Below are 19478 nucleotides of genomic sequence, written 5' to 3'. Positions count from 1 at the left end.
GGCGGTGTGCCCCGGGGCCGCCCCGGCCGCGGCCGGGGGATCAGGAGTCCGACGCGCCGCCGCCCGTGCCCGCCGGGCCCTGCGTCCCGGTGGCGTCGGAGGAGCCCGCTGCGGCGGCGCGGCGCCTGCGGGTCGCGTACATCACCGCGGCACCGCCGCCGAGCGAGGCCAGGCCCGCGGTGATCCAGCCGGTCAGAGCCGCTCCGGTCATCGGGAGCCCGCCGAGTCCCGAGCCGTCGGCCGCGGGGCCGGCAGAGGGGGTACGGTCGCCGTCGGAGCCGGACCCGGTGCCGGGGTCGCCGGACGGCTGTTCCCCGTCGCCGTCACCCGTGCCGCCCTGCGGGTCGCGGTCGCCGCCGTCGCCCTCGCCGCCCGATCCGTCCCCGTCCCCGTCTCCGTCGCCGCCATCGCCGGCGGGCGGCTCCTCAGAGATCGCGGACAGGCAGTCGGCCTCGGCGAGCCCCACTACAGAGACGGCGTTCCCGCAGATCGGGACCGCCACGTCCACCGGAACGGTCACCTGGTTGCCGCTCGCTGCGCCGCCGGAGCCGTCGGTCCGCGGCCCACCGCCGTTGCCGGGCGACTCCTCGATGGCATCGACCACGGCGGTGCAGTCGGCTTCGGAAACGCCGAGCACGGCGATGGAGTTGCCGCAGACGTCGACCGCGACGTTCACCGGGATGGTGATCTGGTTGCCGCTGAGCACCCCGCCCGAGCCGTCGGTCTGCGGCGCATCGCCGCCCGCCTCTTCAGCGGACGCCTCGGCGAGCTTCTCGGCGATCTCGATGCACCGCGCCTCCGAGACGCCGCCGATCGCGGCGGAGTTCCCGCAGACGTCCACCGCGGCGTCGACCGGGATGTCGATCTGGTTGCCGCTCGCGATCCCGCCGGATCCATCGGTCCGCGCCCCGCCGTCCTCCCCTTGGCCCATGGCGTAGAGCACCCGGGAGACGTCCGAGCACCGGGCGCTGGAGATGCCGAGGACCGCCAGCGAGTTGCCGCAGATCTGCGCCTCGACGTCGGCCGGAACGCTGACCTGGTTGCCGCTGAGGACCCCGCCCGAGCCGTCGGTGGCGGGGTCGGCGGACGCCGCGGCGGGCGCGCCGCCGACGAGTCCGGCGGCCACGAGGGCGACGGAGGCGGTGGAGGAGAGCCTGATGCGCATGTTCGAGCGGAACCTTTCACGGATGGGGGGACTGTCGGTGGGCATCCGGGGACGGTGCGTCACCGCGGCGGGGCTGAGCGGGCCGCCTGCCGCGCACCGCCGGGCACACGCGGATGCCGGGGTGTCTGCCTGCGCGCCGTGAGAACGGCGGGTCCGGCGGTCCCGTCCCATTCCCGGGCGACGGGAATGGGCGGACGCGATCCGCCGATGCCTCGTTACGCTAGCAGCTCCGGGTCTGCTGTCATGCAATTACCGGAGTAATTTTGAAATCCCGGAAAAGATCGGACATCAACCCCTCACGTGGTGCATCGATGCGCAGCTCACAGCCTACGCAACACCCGATCCCCACGGCCCCACCCCGGTTCCGGGCGATCCGCTCCGCGAAGCCCCCGTATTTCCGCGCACCGCCGCGGATTCCGCAATCGACCGAATAATTTCCGCATGATGCCGATCATGCGAAGTATCGCCTGACATTCTTTTTGCCGCCCATATCACGTTGTCCGTTGTTTGGGGGTATTCGGCCGCCGCTCACGACGACGCCCCGGGCGCGGATCGTCGATCCGCGCCCGGGGCGAGGGGCGCCCACGGGCGGCCCGGCAGCGGGCGCGCCATCGGGCCGGCCGCGCCGCTAGGCCGGGACGCCCAGGCCCGCGGCGACACCGGCGCCGAGGTCGGGGTGGACGTTGGTCCAGTACTCCACGACCCGCTTCTTCATCTCGGCGGTGACCTCGGGGGCCGAGGCGTGGCCGACGATGTTGCCCACCATGTTGGTGCGGTCGTCCGCGGAGAGGACGTCGGTCCACAGCGCGCGGGCCTGGCCGAAGTCGTCGTCCTCCTTGTGGAGCCGGTAGGCGGAGCGCACGATCTCGCCCGCCACGTGGTAGTCCTCGCCCCGGTACAGCTCCTCGGCGGCGACGGGGCCGCCGGCGGTGTTGGGGGCATAGACCGGGTCCGGGTGGTTGGCGTAGGCCATCGGGCCGTCGAAGTTGTAGCTGCGCACCGGGGACTTGGGGGCGTTGACCGGCAGCTGCTGGTAGTTCGGGCCGATCCGGTAGCGGTGGGTGTCGGGGTAGGAGAACAGCCGGCCCTGGAGCATCTTGTCGGGGCTGGCCCCGATGCCGGGCACCAGGTTCGAGGGCTCGAACGCGGCCTGCTCGATCTCGGCGAAGTAGTTCTCCGGGTTGCGGTTCAGGGTGAACCGGCCGATGGTGATCTCCGGGTAGTCGCCGTGGGGCCAGACCTTGGTGAGGTCGAACGGGTTGAACCGGTAGTCGGCGGCGTCCTCGAACGGCATGACCTGGACGTTCACGGTCCAGGACGGGAAGTCCCCGCGCTTGATCGCCTCCCACAGATCGCGGCGGTGGGCGTCGGGGTCGGTCGCCTCGAGCGCCTTGGCCTCGCCCGCGGTGAGGTTCTCGATGCCCTGGTCGGTCCGGAAGTGGTACTTGACCCAGAACTTCTCGCCGCCCGCGTTGTACCACAGGAAGGTGTGGCTGCCGAAGCCGTGGACGTGCCGCCAGTTCTTGGGGTGCCGCGGTCGGTCATCAGGAAGGAGACCTGGTGGGCCGACTCCGGGTTGAGCGTCCAGAAGTCCCACTGCATGTCGTGGTCGCGCAGCTGGTTGTCGGCGCGCCGCTTCTGCGAGTGGATGAAGTCGGAGAACTTCGAGGGGTCGCGGATGAAGAAGATCGGCGTGTTGTTGCCGACGATGTCGTAGTTGCCGTGCTCGGTGTAGAACTTCAGCGCGAAGCCGCGCGGGTCGCGGGCGCTGTCGGCGCTGCCCAGCTCGCCGGCGACCGTGGAGAAGCGCAGCAGCAGCGGGGTCCTGCGGCCCTTCTGGAACAGGTCGGCCCTCGTGAACTGGCCGACGTCCTCGGTGATCTCCAGTTCGCCGAAGGCCCCGCCGCCCTTGGCGTGCACGACGCGCTCGGGCACCCGCTCGCGGTTGAAGTGGGCCATCTTCTGGATGAGGAAGTGGTCCTGGAGCAGCAGCGGGCCGTTGGCCCCCACCGACTGGGAGAAGCCGTCGCTCGGTGCCGGGTGGCCGGCATCGTCCGTGCTGTGGGAAACGGTCACTGATCGCACCTTTCGGGAAACGGGTGAGCGGGGCCGCGCCGGTCACGCGGTCGACGTCGCCCGGAGGGCGGTGGCGTCGTCCAGGCCACAGCCTAGGACACAATCTTGATCTACTCAAGAAATAGATCAAGTCGACTATGAGCGGGTTCGGTCGCTCCGACCTGCTTCGATGCCCCTTACCCGATGTGCGCCCGCCGGCCGGAGCCGCAGCCGGTGGCCGGCGCGGCCCCGGCCGGCGAGCCGCCGATCAGCCGCCGTGCGCGGCGAGGAGCGCGTCGATCTCTCCCGTGAGGGCGGCCTTGGCGGAGGGCTCCAGGAAGGACGCCGCCACGGCGTTGCGCGCGAGCAGCGCCAGCTCCGCGGCGCCCAGGCCCAGGCGGTGGGCGGTCCGGTACTCGTTGAGCAGATCGGTGCCGAACATGGGCGGGTCGTCGGTGTTCAGCGTGACCACCAGCCCGGCCTCCAGCATGCGCGGCAGCGGGTGGTCCTCGATCGCCTCGATGGCGCGGGTGCGCAGGTTGGAGGTGGGCGAGACGTCGACCGGGATGCCGGTCTCGCGCAGCCGGGCGATCAGCTCCGGGTCGCGCATGGCGTCGATCCCGTGCCCGATGCGCTCGGCGTGCAGCAGGTCCAGCGCCTCGCGCACGCGCTCCGGGCCCCCGTTCTCACCGGCGTGCGGCAGGCTGTGCAGCCCGGCCGCGCGCGCCCGTGTGAACAGGTCGGCGAATGGGGCCCGGGGCACCTCGATCCCGCCCACCCCGAACCCGATGACGCCCTCGGGCCGGTGCGCGAGCACGGCGTCGAGGGTCTCCTCGCCGGCCTCGGCACCGTAGTCGCCGGGGAAGTCGGGGATCCAGCGCAGCCGGATCCCGTGCGTGCGCTCGGCTTCGATGCGCGCGTGCTCGATCCCCGCGAACACCACCTTCGCGGGCACACCGCGCATCATGTGGCCGTAGAGGCTGACGTGCACCTCGGCGTAGCGGACGTTCTGCGCTGCCAGCCGGGCCGCGACGTCACCGGCGAGCAGGGCGAAGTCCGCCTCGTCGCGCAGCGCCTCGACCGAGGTCAGGTAGACGTCGATGAAGTGCGGGAAGTCGCGGAAGGCGTACCACTCGCGGATCTGCTCGACGGTCGCGGGGATCTTTTCGACGCGGTGCTTGCGTGCGAGTTCGAGCAGCGTCGCCGGCTGCATCGAACCCTCGAGGTGAACGTGCAGTTCGACCTTGGGCAGGTCGCGGATGAACGCCTCGATACCGGGCGCGGTGGGGGGAGAAGATCGGTCCATGCCGTGACGCTACGCAATCGCGGCCACCACTCCAACCGTTCGCGGCCGATTCTGACGGGGATCCGTGCGAATCGGCCGCGAACGGCGGGGAGGGTGCCACCGGCATCCCGCGGGCCCGCCGCGGGCGGCGGATCAGGCGGTCTCGGGGCGGCCGTCGACCCGGCGCGGCACCCCGAGCGGGTTGGCGTCGCGCAGGGCCTCGGGCAGCAGCGCGTCGGGCACCGACTGGTAGGCCACGGGGCGCAGGAACCGGCGGATGGCCGTGGACCCCACCGAGGTGTGCAGCACCGATGTGGAGGCCGGGTAGGGCCCGCCGTGGTTCATGGCGTGGGTGACGGAGACCCCGGTGGGCCAGCCGTTCCACAGCACCCGGCCGGCGCGCGCGGCCAGCTCGGCGAGCAGGCGCGGCGCGACCGGGTCGGCCTCCTCGGCGTGCACGGTCGCGGTGAGCTGGCCCTCCAGCACCGAGGCGACCTCGACCAGCGACTCCTCGTCCTCGTAGCCGACGACCAGCGACGCCGGGCCGAAGCACTCCTCCAAGAGGGCGCCGGGGTCGGCGAGCAGGGTGGCGACGTCGGTGCGCAGCAGGGACGGGGTCCAGCCCGCCCCGGTGTCGGCGCCCTCGGCCAGCACCTCGGTCCCCGGGTGGGCGGTGAGCGCATCGAGCCGGTTCGCGAAGCCGCCGGCGACGCGCCCGTTGAGCAGCGGCGCCCCCGCCCGGGCGCGGACGTCGGCGACCAGCGCGTCGAGCGGGGTCTCGCCCGGGACGAGCAGCACGCCCGGCTTGGTGCAGAACTGGCCCGAGCCCAGCGTGAAGGAGTCGGCGTAGCCGGCGAGCACGGAGTCGCCGCGCGCCGCGATGGCCGCGCGGGTGACGAACACCGGGTTCACGCTGCCCAGCTCGCCGTAGAACGGGATGGGGTCGGGGCGCGAGGCGGCGAGGTCGTGCAGCGCCCGGCCGCCGGGGATGGACCCGGTGAACCCGACGGCGCGGACCGCTGGGTGCTGCACCGCGCGCCGCCCGGTCTCCTCTCCGTAGACCACGGCGAACACGCCCTCGGGCGCCCCGGCATCGGCCAGCGCCTTGGACACGACGGCGCCGGTGCGCTCCGCCAGCCGGGGGTGGCCGGGGTGGGCCTTGACGACGACGGGGCTGCCGGCGGCCAGCGCCGAGGCGGTGTCGCCGCCGGCGGTGCTGAAGGCGAAGGGGAAGTTGCTGGCGCCGAAGACGAGGACCGGCCCCAGGGGCTGGAGCATCCGCCGCACATCGGGGCGCGGGCCCATGCCCCAGTCGGGGTCGGCGCGGTCGATGGCGGCCTCCAGGTAGGAGCCCTCCTCGATGTGGTCGGCGAAGAACCGCAGCTGGAACGTCGTCCGGCCCAGCTCCGCGCGGCAGCGCGCCTCGGGCAGGCGGCTCTCGGCCTGGGCGATCGGGACGAGGTCGCCGGCGGCGGCGTCGAGCGCGTCGGCGACCGCCCGCAGCTGTGCCGCGCGCGCGGCGGGGGGCAGGGCTCCGAAAGCGGGGGCGGCGGCCGCGGCGGCGGCGAGCACGTCGTCGAGCCCGGACTCGGTGGTGTCGGCCAGGGGCGCGGCGGTCTCGGTCATGGTCAGAACCCTCCAGAACGGTTCGTCCGATGTGGCTCCCTGCGGCCCGCTGCCGTGCCGGCCCGGGCCCGCGGAAGGCCGCTCGCACCGGCCGGCCCGGCCGCTTCACCGGCCCGCGGCCCGCGACGCTGCGGCGCCCCGGCGCAAGGGCTGTACCCGCGGCCCCGCGGATGGCACCATGCGAGGCCGGGATCAGCGTAGCGATCCGCCGGTTCGCGCCCTGCGGCGCGTCGGCCGACGGCACTTCGCCGCCCGGACCAACGACGGCGCCCCCTGCACCGGGCGCCGGCCGCGCCCGCCTCTGCGCGGCCTCCCGGATCCTGTCGGTGGCCCCGGCTACCCTTGCGGATCCGCCGTGGAAAAGGGGACACGGCCCCGAGGATCGCCCCGGATCCGAGCGCCGCGCACGATCGTCCACACGTGACCACCCGGTGGCACCACAGCACGATCGGCGCGGGCCCCAGCACATCAAGATCTCGAAACCGAATTATTACGGGAACCGTTTGAATCCGGAAAGGCATCATAGGAGCGTGATGACAACCTCCCGCAGCTCCACGTCCGCGACCCCGCGACAGCGGCAGTCGGCCGAGACGGTCGGCGCGGCCGGCCCGCGGCTGGAGAACGAACCGAAGGTCCCCGCCCACACCGCCGAAGCGTCCCTGGCGCACGCGCCGTTGCGCAGACTCCCGGCCCAGCAGCGCAGCATGGCCCGGGTCCAGCGGATGCTCGACGCCTGCGCCGAGCTGCTCGACGAGAGCGGCTACAGCGAGCTGTCCACCACCCGCATCGCCGAACGCGCCGATGTGGCCATCGGCTCCGTCTACCAGTTCTTCCCGGACAAGAAGGCCATCACCCAGGCGCTGGGCCTGCGCTATCTCGACATGTTCAGCCTCCGGGTCACCGGGCGCCTGTCCGAGGGCGTGTTCGAGCACTGGACCGAGGCCGTCGACGTCGTCATCGACGAATACCTCGACATGCACCGCAACGTGCCCGGGTTCCGCAGCCTGCACTTCGGCGACACCGTCGACGTCCGCCTGCTCGACTCCGTCGACGACAACAACAGGGTGATCGCCGACCGCCTGCGCGACCTGCTGACCTCCATCGCGGGCGTCGACGACAGCGACACCCTCGACACCGCCATCACGGTGGCCGTGGAGTCCGCCGACGCCGTTCTCAAGCTCGCGTTCCGCCGCGACCCCGACGGCGACCCCCTGCTCATCGGCGAGGCCAAGCTGCTCGTGCGCGGCTACCTGGGGCAGCACTTCACCGGAAACCGGCCTGAAATAGGCTGGCAGGGCTGACACAGCCGCCACGCGCGTGCGGGACCCCACAACGCGCGGCAGAGCGCCGAACGCCGACGACCAGCGGCGTTCCGACACGGGAGGAAACCTCGGTGGCAGCTGACATCGCGCTCACCCGGCCGGTGACCGGAACCGCGGCCGGCATCCCCTTCGTGGCCGTGCCCCCCGCCACCACCAACGACCCCGCGCCAATGGTCATCGGGCTCCACGCCTTCGAGCCGCCGCGCAGCGAATTCGCCCTCGCCGGCACCCTGCCGCTGGCGTCGCTGCCGGCCTGGCGGTTCTACCTCGGCCTGCCGCTGTTCGGCTCGAGGCTGCCCGAAGGCGGGATCGCCGAGGTCAACCGGCGCGGCCAGGACGACTACCTCATCCAGCTCTACGGGCCCGTGGTCGAGCAGGCCGCCGCCGAGATCCCGCGCGCCATCGCCGAGCTCCGCTCCCGCTTCCCCGTCGTCGACGACCCGCCCGCCCTGATGGGCGTCGGCGCCGGGGGCGCCGCGGTGCTCCTCGCCCTCGCCGAGAGCCGGATGCCGGTCGCCGCAGCGGGCGTGGTCAACCCGATCGTCGGGCCGGGCCCGGTGATCGCCGCGCGCTCCCGACGCCTCGGCGTCGCCTACGAGTGGAGCGACACCGCCCGCGACGTCGCCGCCTGGCTGGACTTCACCGGCCGCGCCCCCGACCTCGCCGCGCGCCGCCCCCAGGCGCCCCTGTTGATCGTCAACGGCGGCAACGACGACGTCATCCTCCCCGAGCACGGCCGCGCGCTCCACGACGCCCTCGCGCCCCACTATGCGCCGCACGCGGTCCGCCACATCCTGGTGCCCGACCTCGCCCACACCATGGGCCCCGAGCCGGGGCTCGAACCCGGCCCGCCCGCTCCCGGCAACGTCCTCGCCGACCGCGCCCTCACCGAGTGGTTCCACCAGCACATGCGCTCCGCCGACGAGACCACGGTGCGGCTGGGCTGAGCGGGCCAGAAAACGCGCGCCGCCCGCTGTGCGGCCGCCGCGGCCCGCAGCGGCCCGTGGCGGTCCGGCCGCGCGCCGGTCAGCCGCGGGCGGGCGGGCCGCCCCGCTCGGCGAGCTTGCGGGCGGCGATCAGCACCGGGTCCCAGACCGGCGAGAACGGCGGCGCATAGCCGAGGTCCATACCCGCCATGTCCTCCACCGTCATGCCGTTCCACAGCGCCGTGGCGAGAACGTCGATGCGCTTGGCGGCGTTCTCCCAGCCCACGATCTGGCCGCCCAGCAGCCGGCCGGTGCGCTGCTCGGCCAGCAGCTTCACGGTCATCCAGGTGGCGCCGGGGTAGTAGCCCGCCCGGGTGGTCGAGCGCAGGCTCGCGGTCTCGAAGGCGAACCCGGCGGCGTGCGCCTGGCTCTCGTTGAGCCCGGTGCGGGCCACCTCCAGGCCGCACACCTTGGTGATCGCCGTGCCCAGGACGCCGTCGAACCGCGCGTAGCCGCCCCCGATATTGGTCCCGGCCACCCGGCCCTGCTTGTTGGCGTGGGTGCCCAGGGCGATGGCGACCGGCGCGCGGGAGATCCGGTGGAAGGTCTCGACGCAGTCGCCCGCCGCCCAGACGCCCTCCGCCGAGGTGCGCATGCGCGCGTCGACGACGATCCCGCCGGTGGGCCCGATCCGCAGCCCCGCAGCGCGCGCCAAGTCGCTCCCGGGGCGCACCCCCATGCCCAGGACCACGATGTCGGCCGGGTACTCCCCTGCGGCGGTGCGGACGGCACGCACCCGCCCGCCCTCGGAGCGCAGCCCGGTCACCCGCTCGCACTGCCGCACGTCCACGCCCATCCCGGTCAGCGCCTCGCGCACCTGGGCACCCATATCGGGGTCGAGCGTGCCCATGGGCTCGGGCCCGGAGTCGGCCAGCAGAACGCGCAGGCCCCGCTGTACGAACGCCTCGGCCATCTCCAGGCCGATGTAGCCGCCCCCCACGATCACGGCGGTCTCGGGGCGCTCCTCGTCGACGAACGCGCGCACCGCGATCCCGTCGGCGAGAGTCTGCACGCCGAAGACGCCCTCGGCGTCCGCCCCGGGCAGATCGGCGCGGAGGGGGACGGCGCCGGTGGCGATCATCAGCTGATCGAACGGTTCCTCGGTGACCGATCCGTCGGCGCCGCGCGCCGTGACGGTGCGGCGATCGAGGTCGATCGCGGTCGCCTCCGTCTCCGTGCGCACGGAAATGGCATATTTCTCGGCGAAAGTCGCGGGGTCGCGGGCCACGAGCTCCTCCGCTGTGGATACGGTTTTCCCCACCAGGTAAGGAATCCCGCACGCCGAGTACGAGGTGTGGCGGCCACGCTCCAGGGCCAGGATCTCCAGATCCTCCGGTCCGCGCCACCGGCGCGCCTGCGATGCGGCGCTCATCCCGGCCGCGTCGCCGCCGACGACGACGAGTCGTGGCCGCGCGTTCACCGCTCGCTCCATGCCGCCTCCCCTACCGGATGCTCCTGCGTCAGCCGGCCGCCGTTCCATGGGATCATCCCTGTGACGGCCGGGCTTCCCCCTGGTTTCTACGTGATCATCCATTGTGCTAGGAGGGCGACTTACGTGACGGAACCGGCACCGGTGTTTGCCAGCGGGGTCGACCACGAACGGCTCACGGCCCAGCTCCGGTTCATCTTGGAGACCGACAAGCTCAAGCGCATCCTGCGGCGCAACGAGCTGGTCGACGGTTCCCGCAGGGAGAACGACGCCGAGCACTCGTGGCATCTGGCCCTGTCCGCCCGGATCTTCGCCGAGTACGCGCCTGAAGGGACCGATATCGACCGCGTCGTGGAGATGCTCGTTCTGCACGACATCGTCGAGATCGACGCCGGCGACACGTTCGTCTACGACGTCCAGGAGTCCGTCTCCCAGATCGAGCGGGAGCGCGCCGCCGCCGACCGCATCTATGCCCTGCTGCCCGAGGACCAGGCCGTCCACACGCGCGCGCTGTGGGAGGAGTTCGAAGCGCGCGAGACCCCCGAGGCCCGCTTCGCCAAGGCGATCGACCGGCTGGCGCCCATGCTGGCCAACTGGCACACCGAGGGCGGCACGTGGGTGCGCTTCGGCATCTCCCGCGAGCAGGTGCTGGAGAAGGTCAAGATCATCGCGGAGGGGTCGGAGGCGCTGGGCTCCTACGCCGTCGCCCTGATCGAGGACGCCGACCGCCGCGGCTACTTCCCCGGCCGCTGACACCGGCGCCTGCGGGGCGCCTCACGGCGCCCCGCAGGTCGGCGAACGGCTCGCGGGAAACACCCCTAGAAGCGCTCCATCAGCAGCTGGATCGCCGCGGTGAGGCCCACGGCGACGATCAGGCCGCGCAGGGCGAACGGTTTGAGCTTGCGGCCCAGGCGCGCCCCGACGTAGCCGCCGATCACCGATCCCGCCGCGATCAGGCCCACCACCGGCCATGACGGCTGGGCGAAGATCATGTAGAACACCGCGGCGGTGGCGTTGACGATGGAGGTCAGCGCGTTCTTCAGCGCGTTGAGGCGCTGCATGTCCTCGTCGAGGGCGGTGCCGAGCATGCTCATCAGCACGATCCCCTGGGCGGCGGCGAAGTAGCCGCCGTAGACGCCCGCCCCGAGGACGCCGAAGGGCAGCAGCGGGCCGCCGTCGGGGTGGGCGGGGCGGCGCCCGCGCAGCCAGCGGGCGAGGCGCGGCTGGATGAGGATCAGCACGCAGGCGAGGCCGATGAGCACCGGCACCACCAGCTCGAAGACGCCGGCCGGCAGCGTGAGCAGCAGCGTCCCCCCGGTGATCGCGCCCACGAACGACATGATCCCGAAGCGGGTCAGCCGCGGGCCCTGCCCGCGCAGCTCCTCGCGGTAGCCCACGGCGCCGGTGAACGACCCCGGGGCCAGGCCGATGCTGTTGGAGATCGTCGCGGTGATCGGCGGGAACCCGAGAGCGAGCAGCACTGGGAAGGTGAAGAGCGTTCCGGAGCCGACGACGGCGTTGATGCCGCCGGCGCCGATGCCCGCCCCCAGGATGGCGAGCGCCTCCCAGACATTCATCGATGACCCTCGCACTCGGCTGGATTGGGCGGTCGAGCCCATGATCGGATGACGAAAAACCCCCATTTGCGGGGGTTTCCTGCATACAGTCTACGTATCGCCCCTAGCGTCCGATCACAGCGGACCCACCCCACCGCCATCCTCGGACCCTGAAACGAACCACAAAGGGTGACAACTAGATCACCAACCGTTGCGCTGGCTATGACTCACTCGGGCTATTTCAGAAATGGGCCTATTGGGGCCTGTCGGCGGCCCGCAACGATCCGTAGTTTCGTCCCCAGTGGTGAGCAACGACACAGCGCGCCGAAACCGGCGATCCCTGAGCGAACCGGCCCCGGTCAGCAGGCCTTGCGGGTCGTTTCGTGTGCCATCTCACCGCCCATGCCGACGACCGCGCCCGTCGGCGCACGACACACATGCTGATCTTGGGAGTGGGGCAACATGTGGACTTCGGAGATGACCGAGCAAGCGCTGTGCCGCGGGGTCGACCCCGACGCGCTGTTCGTCCAGGGAGCCGCGCAGAACCGGGCCAAGATGATCTGCCGGGGGTGCCCGGTGCGCACCGAATGCCTGGCCGAGGCGCTCGACGAGCGCATCGAGTTCGGCGTCTGGGGAGGGATGACCGAACGGGAGCGCCGCGCCCTGTTGCGCCGCCGGCCCGATGTCGGCTCGTGGTCGGAGCTGCTGACCGCCGCACGCGAACGCTATGAGCGCAGCGGACCGGCGGCCGACTCCGACCCCGGCGACGACTGGGATCCCCGCCCTCTCGCCGCCTGAGCCGCCGCCACCGCTATCGACACCGGGCAACGGAAACGGCCCCCGCCGTGTGGCGGGGGCCGTTCACACCAGCGGGAGCGCGGCGGGCGCGCTCACCCTTCCTGGCTTTCAGCGGGCTCCTCGGCCACCCGGGTCGTGTGCCGGCCCGAGGAGTTCGGGAAGCCCGGCCCGCCCGGGAACGCCGGGTTCGTGCGCACGGCGTCGGCGATGTCGCCCAGGGATTCCTGCTGCCCGAACAGGTTCCAGGGCGCGTTGGCCCCCATCTCGCTGGGCACGATCCACACCTTGTTGGCGTCGCCCTTGGCGATCTCGGGCAGCTTCTGCAAGTACTGGTAGGCCAGGAGCTCCCGGCTGACATCGCCCGAGTGCAGCGCCTTGAACACCATGGTGATGGCGTCGGCCTCGCCGCGCGCCCGCACCGTCATGGCCTCGGCCTCGGCCTTCGACCGCACCTTCTCGGCATCGGCCGCACCCTGCGCGGTCAGCACGGCCGCCGACTGCTCACCCTCGGCGCGCAGGATCGCCGACTGCTTCTGCCCCTCGGCGGTGAGGATCTCGGCGCGCTTGTCGCGGTCGGCGCGCATCTGCTTCTCCATGGCCTCCTGGACCGACTCCGGAGGCTCGATGCCCTTCAGCTCGACCCGGCTGACCTCGATCCCCCACTCGGCGGTGGCCTCGTCGAGCACGGCGCGCAGCTCGCGGTTGATCTGGTCGCGCGAGGTGAGGGTCTGCTCCAGGTCCATGCCGCCGACCACGTTGCGCAGGGTCGCCGAGGCCAGCTGCTCGACCGCCGTGATGAAGCTGGCGACCTTGTAGGTGGCGTTGTAGGGGTCGGTGACCTTCACATAGACCGCGGTGTCGACGTTCACCGACAGGTTGTCCTGGGTGATGGCGGCCTGCGGCGGGAAGCTCACCACCTGGATGCGCATGTCGATGCGCTCGCGCACGTGGTCGACGAACGGGATGACGATGTTGAACCCGGAGTTCAGCGTCCGGTGGTAGCCCCCGAAACGTTCGACGACGTCCGCCATCGCCTGGGGGACGATGCGGACGCTGCGCCAGCCGATCACCCCCAGGATCGCCACGAAGATCAGCAGAATGATGACAACGGTACCCATCGAGGCGGCTCCGGCTCTCCTGTCGGGGGGTGGCACAGGCAGTCGTGGTGGGCGCCCGCGAAACGGACGTCCACGCGGCGATCATAAAGCTCGCCGACCCGTGCGTTCCCGCAGTGGGGCGGTGAACTCGGCCCGAACGCTGCGCGATTGGCCACATGCGGACAGCGAATCGAATTCCGGTTTTCCGGATGTAGCGGTTACGGTCCGCTCGAACACACGGCGATCAGGCCGAACGCGCGCTCCACCGCTCACCGTCGCGCTCGACCTTCACCGGCAGGCCGAAGGTCTCGCTCAGGTTCTCCTCGGTCATCACGTGCTCCAGCGGCCCCGCCGCCACGACCGCGCCCTCGCGGATCAGCAGCCCGTGGGTGAACCCGGGCGGGATCTCCTCGACGTGGTGGGAGACCACCACCAGAGCGGGCGCGTCGATGTCGCCCGCCAGGTTCGCCAGCCGCCGCAGCAGGTCCTCCCGGCCGCCGAGGTCGAGCCCCGCGGCCGGCTCGTCGAGCAGCAGCAGCTCGGGGTCGGCCATCAGTGAGCGCGCGATCAGCACCCGCTTGCGCTCGCCCTCGGACAGGCTCCCGAACCGGCGCTCCGCCAGCGGCGCCACACCCCACGCCGTCAGCAGCGCCCGCGCCCGGCTGAGGTCGGGGGTACCGTACTCCTCCCCGAACCGGCCCAGGTACCCGTAGGAGGCGCTGATCACCAGGTCCAGGACGACACTGGAATCGGGCACCCGGTTGGCCACCGCCGCCCCCGCGAACCCGATCAGCGGCCGCAGCTCGCCGGTGTCGGCCGACGCCAGCGGCTCCCCGAGCACCGACACCTCACCGGAGGTGGCCGCCGTCTGCGTGGCCGCCACGCTGAGCAGCGTGGTCTTGCCCGCCCCGTTGGGGCCCAGCACCACCCACCGCTCGTCCTCCTCGACCGTCCACTCCACATCACGCAGCAACTCGGCATCGCCGCGGCGCACCCTCACGCCGCTCATGCGCAGCACCTGGCCGTCCATCACACTCCCTGTCACCGTCCGCGCGGGCACCGGACCGATCCGCGGCCGCCCCGCGGCCCGTCCCGTGCGCTCCACGCACATGCTCACCGCTGTCCCGATGCGAACCTAGCGGACGCTCCTGTTGGTCCGGACACCGATCTACGCTGAGGCAATGCTGCAAGAACTGTCATCGGCCCAGCTGGTCGCCTGGGGCAACGCCTGGCTCGCCGGCCAGGCCGGGCTCGACGACGCCGTCGACGCGGTGGAGCGGCGCACCGGCCCCCACGTCATCGGCGCCGTCCCCGGCGACCTGCCCTTCGAGAGCGGCGCACCGCTGCGGTCGGCGCTGGCCCGGCTGCGCTCCCACGGGCTCGCGTCGTTCCGGCTGTGCCTGCCCGTCCCCGGCGACCCCCTGGGCCTGGTCGGCGGCGCCGACCTCAACCGGGCGGCGATCGACGCCCGCGAAGCGGTCCTCATCCGCCTCGCCGACCGGCAGATCGGGCTCGTGCCCGGGGAGGACCGCCGGGGCTCCTCCTACGTCGGCGTCTCCTGGACCCCCTACCCCGCCGCCGACGCCTCCCCCGAACCCGTTCCCCTCGCCGAGGCCGAGCACCGGCTCACCCTCGCCATCCGCGAGTGCGCGACCCTCTTCGGCCGCATCGACGACATCGGCACATGGGGTCCCGACGTCACCCGCGCCCTCGCCGACCTGCGCGACACCGGGCGCGCCCCCACCGAGGGCCTGGCCCCCGGGCACCCCCAGCGCGCACACCGGCTCGCGGCCCAGGCCGACCGCCTCGCCGTCGTCGTCCGGCTGGCCGGCGGCGACGACGGACGCGGCCTGTCATCCGCGCAGATGGACTCCCGCCGCGAAGCCCTCCGGCTCCTCGACGGCGCGGTGCGCCGGGCCCGTGTCGCCGCCTACGGGGCCGCCGCGCTCACGTGACCCCCGAGTGCCATGACCGCGGTATCAGGGGAAAGCCAGGGGTGGTTCCCGATCCGGCCGCGCCGGAGGCGGCGGATACTCGTCACATGAACGACACGGTCCCGCCCGAACGAACCGCGGCGCCTGCGCTGCGCGCCTCCGACGCCGACCGCGACCGCGTGGCCGACCTGCTCGCCGGCGCCCTCACCGAGGGCCGCCTCACCCACGACGAGCACGCCGAACGCCTTGAGGCCACCTACGCCGCCAAGACGCTGGCCGAGCTCGCGGAGCTGACGGGCGACCTCCCGCAGGGCGCCCCGGCGGGCGCCGCCGCATCCGGCGCGGGCGACCACGAGCTGCGCGCCACGGCCACCGGCCACGAGAACATCGTCGCCGTTCTGGGGACCGCCGTCCGCAAGGGCCGCTGGCTGGTCGAGCCGCGGACCAACGCGTCGGTCCTGTGCGGAACCGTCGAACTGGACCTGCGCCGCGCACTGCTCTCGCAGCGCGAGGTCGTGATCCAGAGCGCGGTCCTCTTGGGCACCCTCATCGTGACCGTGCCGCCCGGCGTGCGCGTCGTGGACCGCTCATCGGCGATCCTGGGGGCGAACGACCTGAGGGGCGTCGACACGTCCGGAGCGGAGACCCCCGGCGCACCGACCCTGACCATTCGCGGCCTCTGCTTCCTGGGCTCCATCATCGCGCGCACGGCCGACAGCCGCGCCGACACGTGATGATCGGTCACCGTGCGGTAGAGAAGGCGGTAGACGGCGGCACCCCGGCAACGGGCCCGGGGAACCGGATGATCGCGGGAGGCGGACATGGAACCTGAACACATGCGCGCGTCCGATGCCGACCGCGACCGCGTCGCCGAACGGCTGCGCGAAGCGCTGGCGGAGGGGCGGCTGACCCAGGAGGAGCACGAGGAGCGCCTCGACTCGGTCTACCGCGCCAAGACCCTCGGGCAGCTCACCCCCCTCACCCAGGACCTCCCGGTGATCGGGGAACCCGGCGCCGCCGCGAACCCGGTCGGCCTCACCGTCTCCACCGATGAGGCGCGCTCCATCGCGGCCGGCAGCTCAGGGCGCGAGAACATCGTGGCGGTCTTCGGCAGCGCCGAGCGCACCGGGCGCTGGCTGGTCGAACCGCGCACCAACGCGTCCGTCCTCTTCGGGGGCGTCGCGCTCGACTTCCGCGAGGCCGTGCTGACGCAGCGCGAGGTGACCGTGCAGTGCGCCGTCGTGTTCGGCGGCCTCGACATCACCGTCCCCTACGGCGTCCGTGTGGTCAACAACACAACGGCGGTCATGGGCGGGACCAGCATGCACGGGACCGACAGCGTGACGGACCTCAACGCACCGACGATCCGGCTGACCGGAACCTGCATGTTCGGCGGCATCGACGTCAAGGCCAAAGGCCCCAAGCGGAAGAAGAACAAGAAGCGGAAATGACCACTGTGAGTGCGGGAATGATCACGCAAATGGACATCAGGTGAACAGGGGCCGGACGTTCAGAGCCCTGCCACGCACCGCCATGAGCAGGCCGAGTACCGTGGTTCACGCGATGAAAGATCACTCCAGCCTCCTGATTACGGTCAGTGGACGCGACCGGCCCGGTGTGAGCGCGCGGCTGCTCAGCACCCTGTCGGTCTTCCCGGTGACCCTCGCCGATCTTGAACAGGTCGTCATCGGCGGCCGACTGGTCCTGGCCGCGCTCCTCGTCGTCGACGAGAGCGTCGCGCCGGGCGTGAGCCACGAGCGCGTCTTCGAAGAGGTGCGCAACGCGGTCGAGAAGACCTCCATCGACCTCGACATGGACGTCGAGTTCTCCTACGGGAACGAGCGCGTCGGCGCGGCCTCCGCCGAGCAGCTGCACGTCACCATCCTCGCCGACCCCCTGCGGCCCGGCGCGCTCGGCGCCATCGCGTCGTGCGTGGCGCGGGCCGGCGCCAACATCGACCGGATCGAGCGCCTGGCCAGCTACCCGGTCACCTCCATCGAGCTGGACATCTCCGGCGCCGACCAGGAGCGCCTGCGCGGCGACCTCGCCATGGAGGCCGCCACCCAGTCGATCGACGTCGCGTTACAGCCGAGCGGCCTGCACCGGCGCGCCAAGCACCTGATCGTGATGGACGTCGACTCCACCCTCATCCAGGGCGAGGTCATCGAGCTGCTGGCCGCCCACGCCGGGTGCGCCGAGGAGGTCGCCCGGGTCACCGAGGAGGCCATGCGCGGCGACCTCGACTTCGAGGAATCGCTGCGCCGCCGCGTCGCCCTGCTGAAGGGCCTCGACGCCTCGGCGCTGGACGCGGTGCGCGACGAGCTGGTCCTCACCCCCGGCGCGCGCACCCTCATCCGCACGCTCAAGCGCCTCGGCTACGAGTGCGCGATCGTCAGCGGCGGGTTCACCCAGATCACGGACGCCCTGGTGGAGCGGTTGGACATCGACTACTCGGCGGCCAACACACTGGAGGTCATCGACGGCAAGCTCACCGGCGGCCTGGTCGGGCCGGTCGTCGACCGCAAGGGGAAGGCCCTGGCGCTGGAGCGATTCGCCGCCGAGGCCGGAGTCCCGCTGAACCAGACCGTCGCGATCGGCGACGGCGCCAACGACCTGGACATGCTGCGGACCGCCGGCCTGGGCGTGGCCTTCAACGCCAAGCCGGTGGTGCGCCAGCAGGCCGACACGTCGGTCAGCGTCCCCTACCTGGACACCATCGTCTTCCTGCTCGGGGTCTCCCGCGAAGAGGTCGAGGCGGCGGACCGGAACGCGTGACCGCACCTCGGTGACGGCGGGGCCCCGGGCACCCCGGGACGCCGGCCGTCGAGGACACGAACCCATGGGGGACCCGGCCGTGCGGCCGAGTCCCCTTTGCCGTTCCTCGGGGGGCCATCTCCTTCGGGTTCCAGCACGGTCCATGGCCTCCGCGGGATCCCCGGCGTAAGGTGAACGCTCCGCCCTGATCCCCGGCGGACGCCCGTCGAAGGAGGAGCAGTATGTCCGATCACCCGGCCGGCCGACTCGAACTCCCGCCCTTCCGCGCCGACCACGTCGGCAGCCTGCTGCGCCCTCAGCCGCTGCTGGAGGCCAGGGCCGCCCACGCAGCGGGCACGATCGACACCGACGGGCTCCGCGCGGCGGAGGACGACGCCATCCGCGACGTCGTCCGCCTCCAGGAGGAGGTCGGGCTCCAGTCCGCGACCGACGGCGAATTCCGCCGGTCCTCATGGCACATGGACTTCATCTACCGGCTGGAGGGCGTTTCGCAGGCGCCCGACACCCTCAAGGTCACCTTCCACAACAACGAGGGCGACATCGAGTTCACCCCCGCGGCCCTGCGGGTGGACGGGCGGATAGCGGTACGCGACACGATCTTCGCCGACGCGTTCGCCTTCCTCCGGGACACCGTCACCACCGCCACCCCGAAGATCACCATCCCGTCGCCGAACATGGTGCACTACCGGGGCGGCCAGGCGTCCATCGACACCGACGTCTACCCCGACATCGAGGAGTTCTGGTCGGACCTGTCGGCCGCCTACGCCGACCAGATCCGGGGCCTCGCGGAACTGGGCGCCCGCTACATCCAGCTCGACGACACCAGCCTCGCCTACCTCAACGACCCGCAGGAGCGCGCCGTCGTCGCCGAACGGGGCGACGACGCGGAGCACCTGCACAAGCGCTACATCCGCCAGCTCAACGCGGCGGTCGGCGACCGCCCGGAGGGCGTCCGGGTGACCACCCACATGTGCCGGGGGAACTTCCGGTCGTCGTGGGTCGCGTCGGGCGGCTACGACTTCGTGGCGGAAGAGCTGTTCAGCGAGCTGGACGTCGACGGGTTCTTCCTGGAGTTCGACGACTGGCGCTCCGGGACCTTCGCCCCGCTGCGCTTCGTCCCCAAGGGGAAGTACGTGGTCCTGGGGCTGGTCACGACGAAGAAAGGCGAGCTGGAGTCGAAGGACACGCTCAAGCGACGCATCGAGGAGGCCGCCGCATATGTGCCGCTGGAGCAGCTCTGCCTGTCGCCGCAGTGCGGGTTCTCCTCGACCGTGGAGGGCAACAGCCTGAGCATCGAGGAGGAGGTGGCGAAGCTCAGGCTGATCGTGGAGACCGCGGAGGAAGTCTGGGGCTGATCGCCGACCCCCTCTGCACTCCTTCACAATCGCACAATGTCCGGTAACAAAAAGGTGGGGTGGAAGCCAAGCTCCCACCCCACCAAAAAGAATGT

General features: G+C 72.0%; 16 protein-coding genes and 1 pseudogene. 9 read left to right on the top strand and 8 right to left on the bottom strand.

The window, feature by feature from the left end:
- Window positions 1-40 precede the first annotated feature (40 nt).
- The 4 genes and pseudogenes from ACFOVU_RS20195 to ACFOVU_RS20180 form a co-directional block, all read right to left on the bottom strand.
- A complete protein-coding gene (locus tag ACFOVU_RS20195; protein ID WP_378535960.1) occupies window positions 41-1165 on the bottom strand; it encodes a chaplin family protein in 1125 nt (374 codons plus the stop codon).
- A gap of 628 nt (window positions 1166-1793) precedes the next feature.
- Window positions 1794-3241 (bottom strand): annotated as a pseudogene (locus ACFOVU_RS20190) (catalase).
- A gap of 247 nt (window positions 3242-3488) precedes the next feature.
- Window positions 3489-4526, bottom strand: a complete 1038-nt coding sequence (gene add / locus ACFOVU_RS20185) for an adenosine deaminase (protein WP_378535958.1) — start codon at window positions 4524-4526, stop codon at window positions 3489-3491.
- Between the two features lie 132 nt (window positions 4527-4658).
- Window positions 4659-6131 carry an aldehyde dehydrogenase (NADP(+)) gene (locus ACFOVU_RS20180; RefSeq protein ID WP_378535956.1) on the bottom strand — a complete coding sequence of 491 codons (1473 nt, stop codon included), beginning with the start codon at window positions 6129-6131 and terminating at the stop codon, window positions 4659-4661.
- A gap of 704 nt (window positions 6132-6835) precedes the next feature.
- Between ACFOVU_RS20180 and ACFOVU_RS20175 the strand changes: the two genes are divergently transcribed.
- Window positions 6836-7432 carry a TetR/AcrR family transcriptional regulator gene (locus ACFOVU_RS20175; RefSeq protein WP_378536463.1) on the top strand — a complete coding sequence of 199 codons (597 nt, stop codon included), beginning with the start codon at window positions 6836-6838 and terminating at the stop codon, window positions 7430-7432.
- Between the two features lie 92 nt (window positions 7433-7524).
- On the top strand, window positions 7525-8400 hold the full coding sequence (locus ACFOVU_RS20170; protein WP_378535954.1) for an alpha/beta hydrolase family protein: 876 nt from the start codon (window positions 7525-7527) through the stop codon (window positions 8398-8400).
- Between the two features lie 79 nt (window positions 8401-8479).
- On the opposite strand, the gene ACFOVU_RS20165 is transcribed toward ACFOVU_RS20170, so the two are convergent.
- Window positions 8480-9871 carry an FAD-dependent oxidoreductase gene (locus tag ACFOVU_RS20165; protein WP_378535953.1) on the bottom strand — a complete coding sequence of 464 codons (1392 nt, stop codon included), beginning with the start codon at window positions 9869-9871 and terminating at the stop codon, window positions 8480-8482.
- 123 nt (window positions 9872-9994) lie between these two features.
- Here ACFOVU_RS20165 and ACFOVU_RS20160 point away from each other — a divergent pair, with 123 nt between their 5' ends.
- The gene (locus ACFOVU_RS20160) at window positions 9995-10621 is read left to right on the top strand and encodes an HD domain-containing protein (protein WP_378535951.1); all 627 of its coding nucleotides are present in this window, start codon (window positions 9995-9997) and stop codon (window positions 10619-10621) included.
- Window positions 10622-10686: 65 nt separating this feature from the next.
- Here the strand turns inward: ACFOVU_RS20160 and ACFOVU_RS20155 are convergent, their stop codons facing one another.
- Complete coding sequence (locus ACFOVU_RS20155) at window positions 10687-11445, bottom strand: sulfite exporter TauE/SafE family protein (RefSeq protein WP_378535949.1); 759 nt, start codon at window positions 11443-11445, stop codon at window positions 10687-10689.
- Window positions 11446-11886: 441 nt separating this feature from the next.
- Here ACFOVU_RS20155 and ACFOVU_RS20150 point away from each other — a divergent pair, with 441 nt between their 5' ends.
- A complete protein-coding gene (locus tag ACFOVU_RS20150) occupies window positions 11887-12222 on the top strand; it encodes a WhiB family transcriptional regulator (protein ID WP_378535947.1) in 336 nt (111 codons plus the stop codon).
- 92 nt (window positions 12223-12314) lie between these two features.
- On the opposite strand, the gene ACFOVU_RS20145 is transcribed toward ACFOVU_RS20150, so the two are convergent.
- Window positions 12315-13340: an SPFH domain-containing protein gene (locus tag ACFOVU_RS20145; protein ID WP_378535945.1), complete on the bottom strand. Its 1026-nt coding sequence runs from the start codon at window positions 13338-13340 to the stop codon at window positions 12315-12317.
- A 223-nt stretch (window positions 13341-13563) separates the two neighbouring features.
- On the bottom strand, window positions 13564-14349 hold the full coding sequence (locus tag ACFOVU_RS20140) for an ABC transporter ATP-binding protein (RefSeq protein ID WP_378535943.1): 786 nt from the start codon (window positions 14347-14349) through the stop codon (window positions 13564-13566).
- 151 nt (window positions 14350-14500) lie between these two features.
- Between ACFOVU_RS20140 and ACFOVU_RS20135 the strand changes: the two genes are divergently transcribed.
- The 5 genes from ACFOVU_RS20135 to ACFOVU_RS20115 all read left to right on the top strand — a co-directional run bounded on the left by ACFOVU_RS20135 (window position 14501) and on the right by ACFOVU_RS20115 (window position 19383).
- Window positions 14501-15274, top strand: coding sequence for a hypothetical protein (locus ACFOVU_RS20135; RefSeq protein WP_378535941.1), 774 nt, complete (start codon window positions 14501-14503; stop codon window positions 15272-15274).
- Window positions 15275-15360: 86 nt separating this feature from the next.
- On the top strand, window positions 15361-15987 hold the full coding sequence (locus ACFOVU_RS20130; protein WP_378535939.1) for a DUF1707 SHOCT-like domain-containing protein: 627 nt from the start codon (window positions 15361-15363) through the stop codon (window positions 15985-15987).
- Window positions 15988-16074: 87 nt separating this feature from the next.
- Window positions 16075-16704: a DUF1707 SHOCT-like domain-containing protein gene (locus ACFOVU_RS20125; protein WP_378535937.1), complete on the top strand. Its 630-nt coding sequence runs from the start codon at window positions 16075-16077 to the stop codon at window positions 16702-16704.
- Between the two features lie 112 nt (window positions 16705-16816).
- The gene (serB, locus tag ACFOVU_RS20120; RefSeq protein WP_378535935.1) at window positions 16817-18028 is read left to right on the top strand and encodes a phosphoserine phosphatase SerB; all 1212 of its coding nucleotides are present in this window, start codon (window positions 16817-16819) and stop codon (window positions 18026-18028) included.
- A gap of 221 nt (window positions 18029-18249) precedes the next feature.
- On the top strand, window positions 18250-19383 hold the full coding sequence (locus ACFOVU_RS20115; protein ID WP_378535933.1) for a 5-methyltetrahydropteroyltriglutamate--homocysteine S-methyltransferase: 1134 nt from the start codon (window positions 18250-18252) through the stop codon (window positions 19381-19383).
- Window positions 19384-19478: the final 95 nt, after the last annotated feature.

Source organism: Nocardiopsis sediminis (genome assembly GCF_042650565.1).
GTDB lineage: Bacteria > Actinomycetota > Actinomycetes > Streptosporangiales > Streptosporangiaceae > Nocardiopsis_B > Nocardiopsis_B sediminis.
The sequence above is the reverse complement of the archived record's forward strand: the minus strand, read 5'-3'. Positions and strand labels throughout refer to the sequence as shown.

What these genes read in the sequence shown, in the direction of transcription:
- ACFOVU_RS20195 (WP_378535960.1), bottom strand. Translation starts at nt 1,165, where the DNA reads ATGCGCATCAGGCTCTCCTCCACCGCCTCCGTCGCCCTCGTGGCCGCC.
- add (WP_378535958.1), bottom strand. Translation starts at nt 4,526, where the DNA reads ATGGACCGATCTTCTCCCCCCACCGCGCCCGGTATCGAGGCGTTCATC.
- ACFOVU_RS20180 (WP_378535956.1), bottom strand. Translation starts at nt 6,131, where the DNA reads ATGACCGAGACCGCCGCGCCCCTGGCCGACACCACCGAGTCCGGGCTC.
- ACFOVU_RS20175 (WP_378536463.1), top strand. Translation starts at nt 6,836, where the DNA reads ATGGCCCGGGTCCAGCGGATGCTCGACGCCTGCGCCGAGCTGCTCGAC.
- ACFOVU_RS20165 (WP_378535953.1), bottom strand. Translation starts at nt 9,871, where the DNA reads ATGGAGCGAGCGGTGAACGCGCGGCCACGACTCGTCGTCGTCGGCGGC.
- ACFOVU_RS20155 (WP_378535949.1), bottom strand. Translation starts at nt 11,445, where the DNA reads ATGAATGTCTGGGAGGCGCTCGCCATCCTGGGGGCGGGCATCGGCGCC.
- ACFOVU_RS20150 (WP_378535947.1), top strand. Translation starts at nt 11,887, where the DNA reads ATGTGGACTTCGGAGATGACCGAGCAAGCGCTGTGCCGCGGGGTCGAC.
- ACFOVU_RS20145 (WP_378535945.1), bottom strand. Translation starts at nt 13,340, where the DNA reads ATGGGTACCGTTGTCATCATTCTGCTGATCTTCGTGGCGATCCTGGGG.
- ACFOVU_RS20140 (WP_378535943.1), bottom strand. Translation starts at nt 14,349, where the DNA reads ATGGACGGCCAGGTGCTGCGCATGAGCGGCGTGAGGGTGCGCCGCGGC.
- ACFOVU_RS20135 (WP_378535941.1), top strand. Translation starts at nt 14,501, where the DNA reads ATGCTGCAAGAACTGTCATCGGCCCAGCTGGTCGCCTGGGGCAACGCC.
- ACFOVU_RS20130 (WP_378535939.1), top strand. Translation starts at nt 15,361, where the DNA reads ATGAACGACACGGTCCCGCCCGAACGAACCGCGGCGCCTGCGCTGCGC.
- ACFOVU_RS20125 (WP_378535937.1), top strand. Translation starts at nt 16,075, where the DNA reads ATGGAACCTGAACACATGCGCGCGTCCGATGCCGACCGCGACCGCGTC.
- serB (WP_378535935.1), top strand. Translation starts at nt 16,817, where the DNA reads ATGAAAGATCACTCCAGCCTCCTGATTACGGTCAGTGGACGCGACCGG.
- ACFOVU_RS20115 (WP_378535933.1), top strand. Translation starts at nt 18,250, where the DNA reads ATGTCCGATCACCCGGCCGGCCGACTCGAACTCCCGCCCTTCCGCGCC.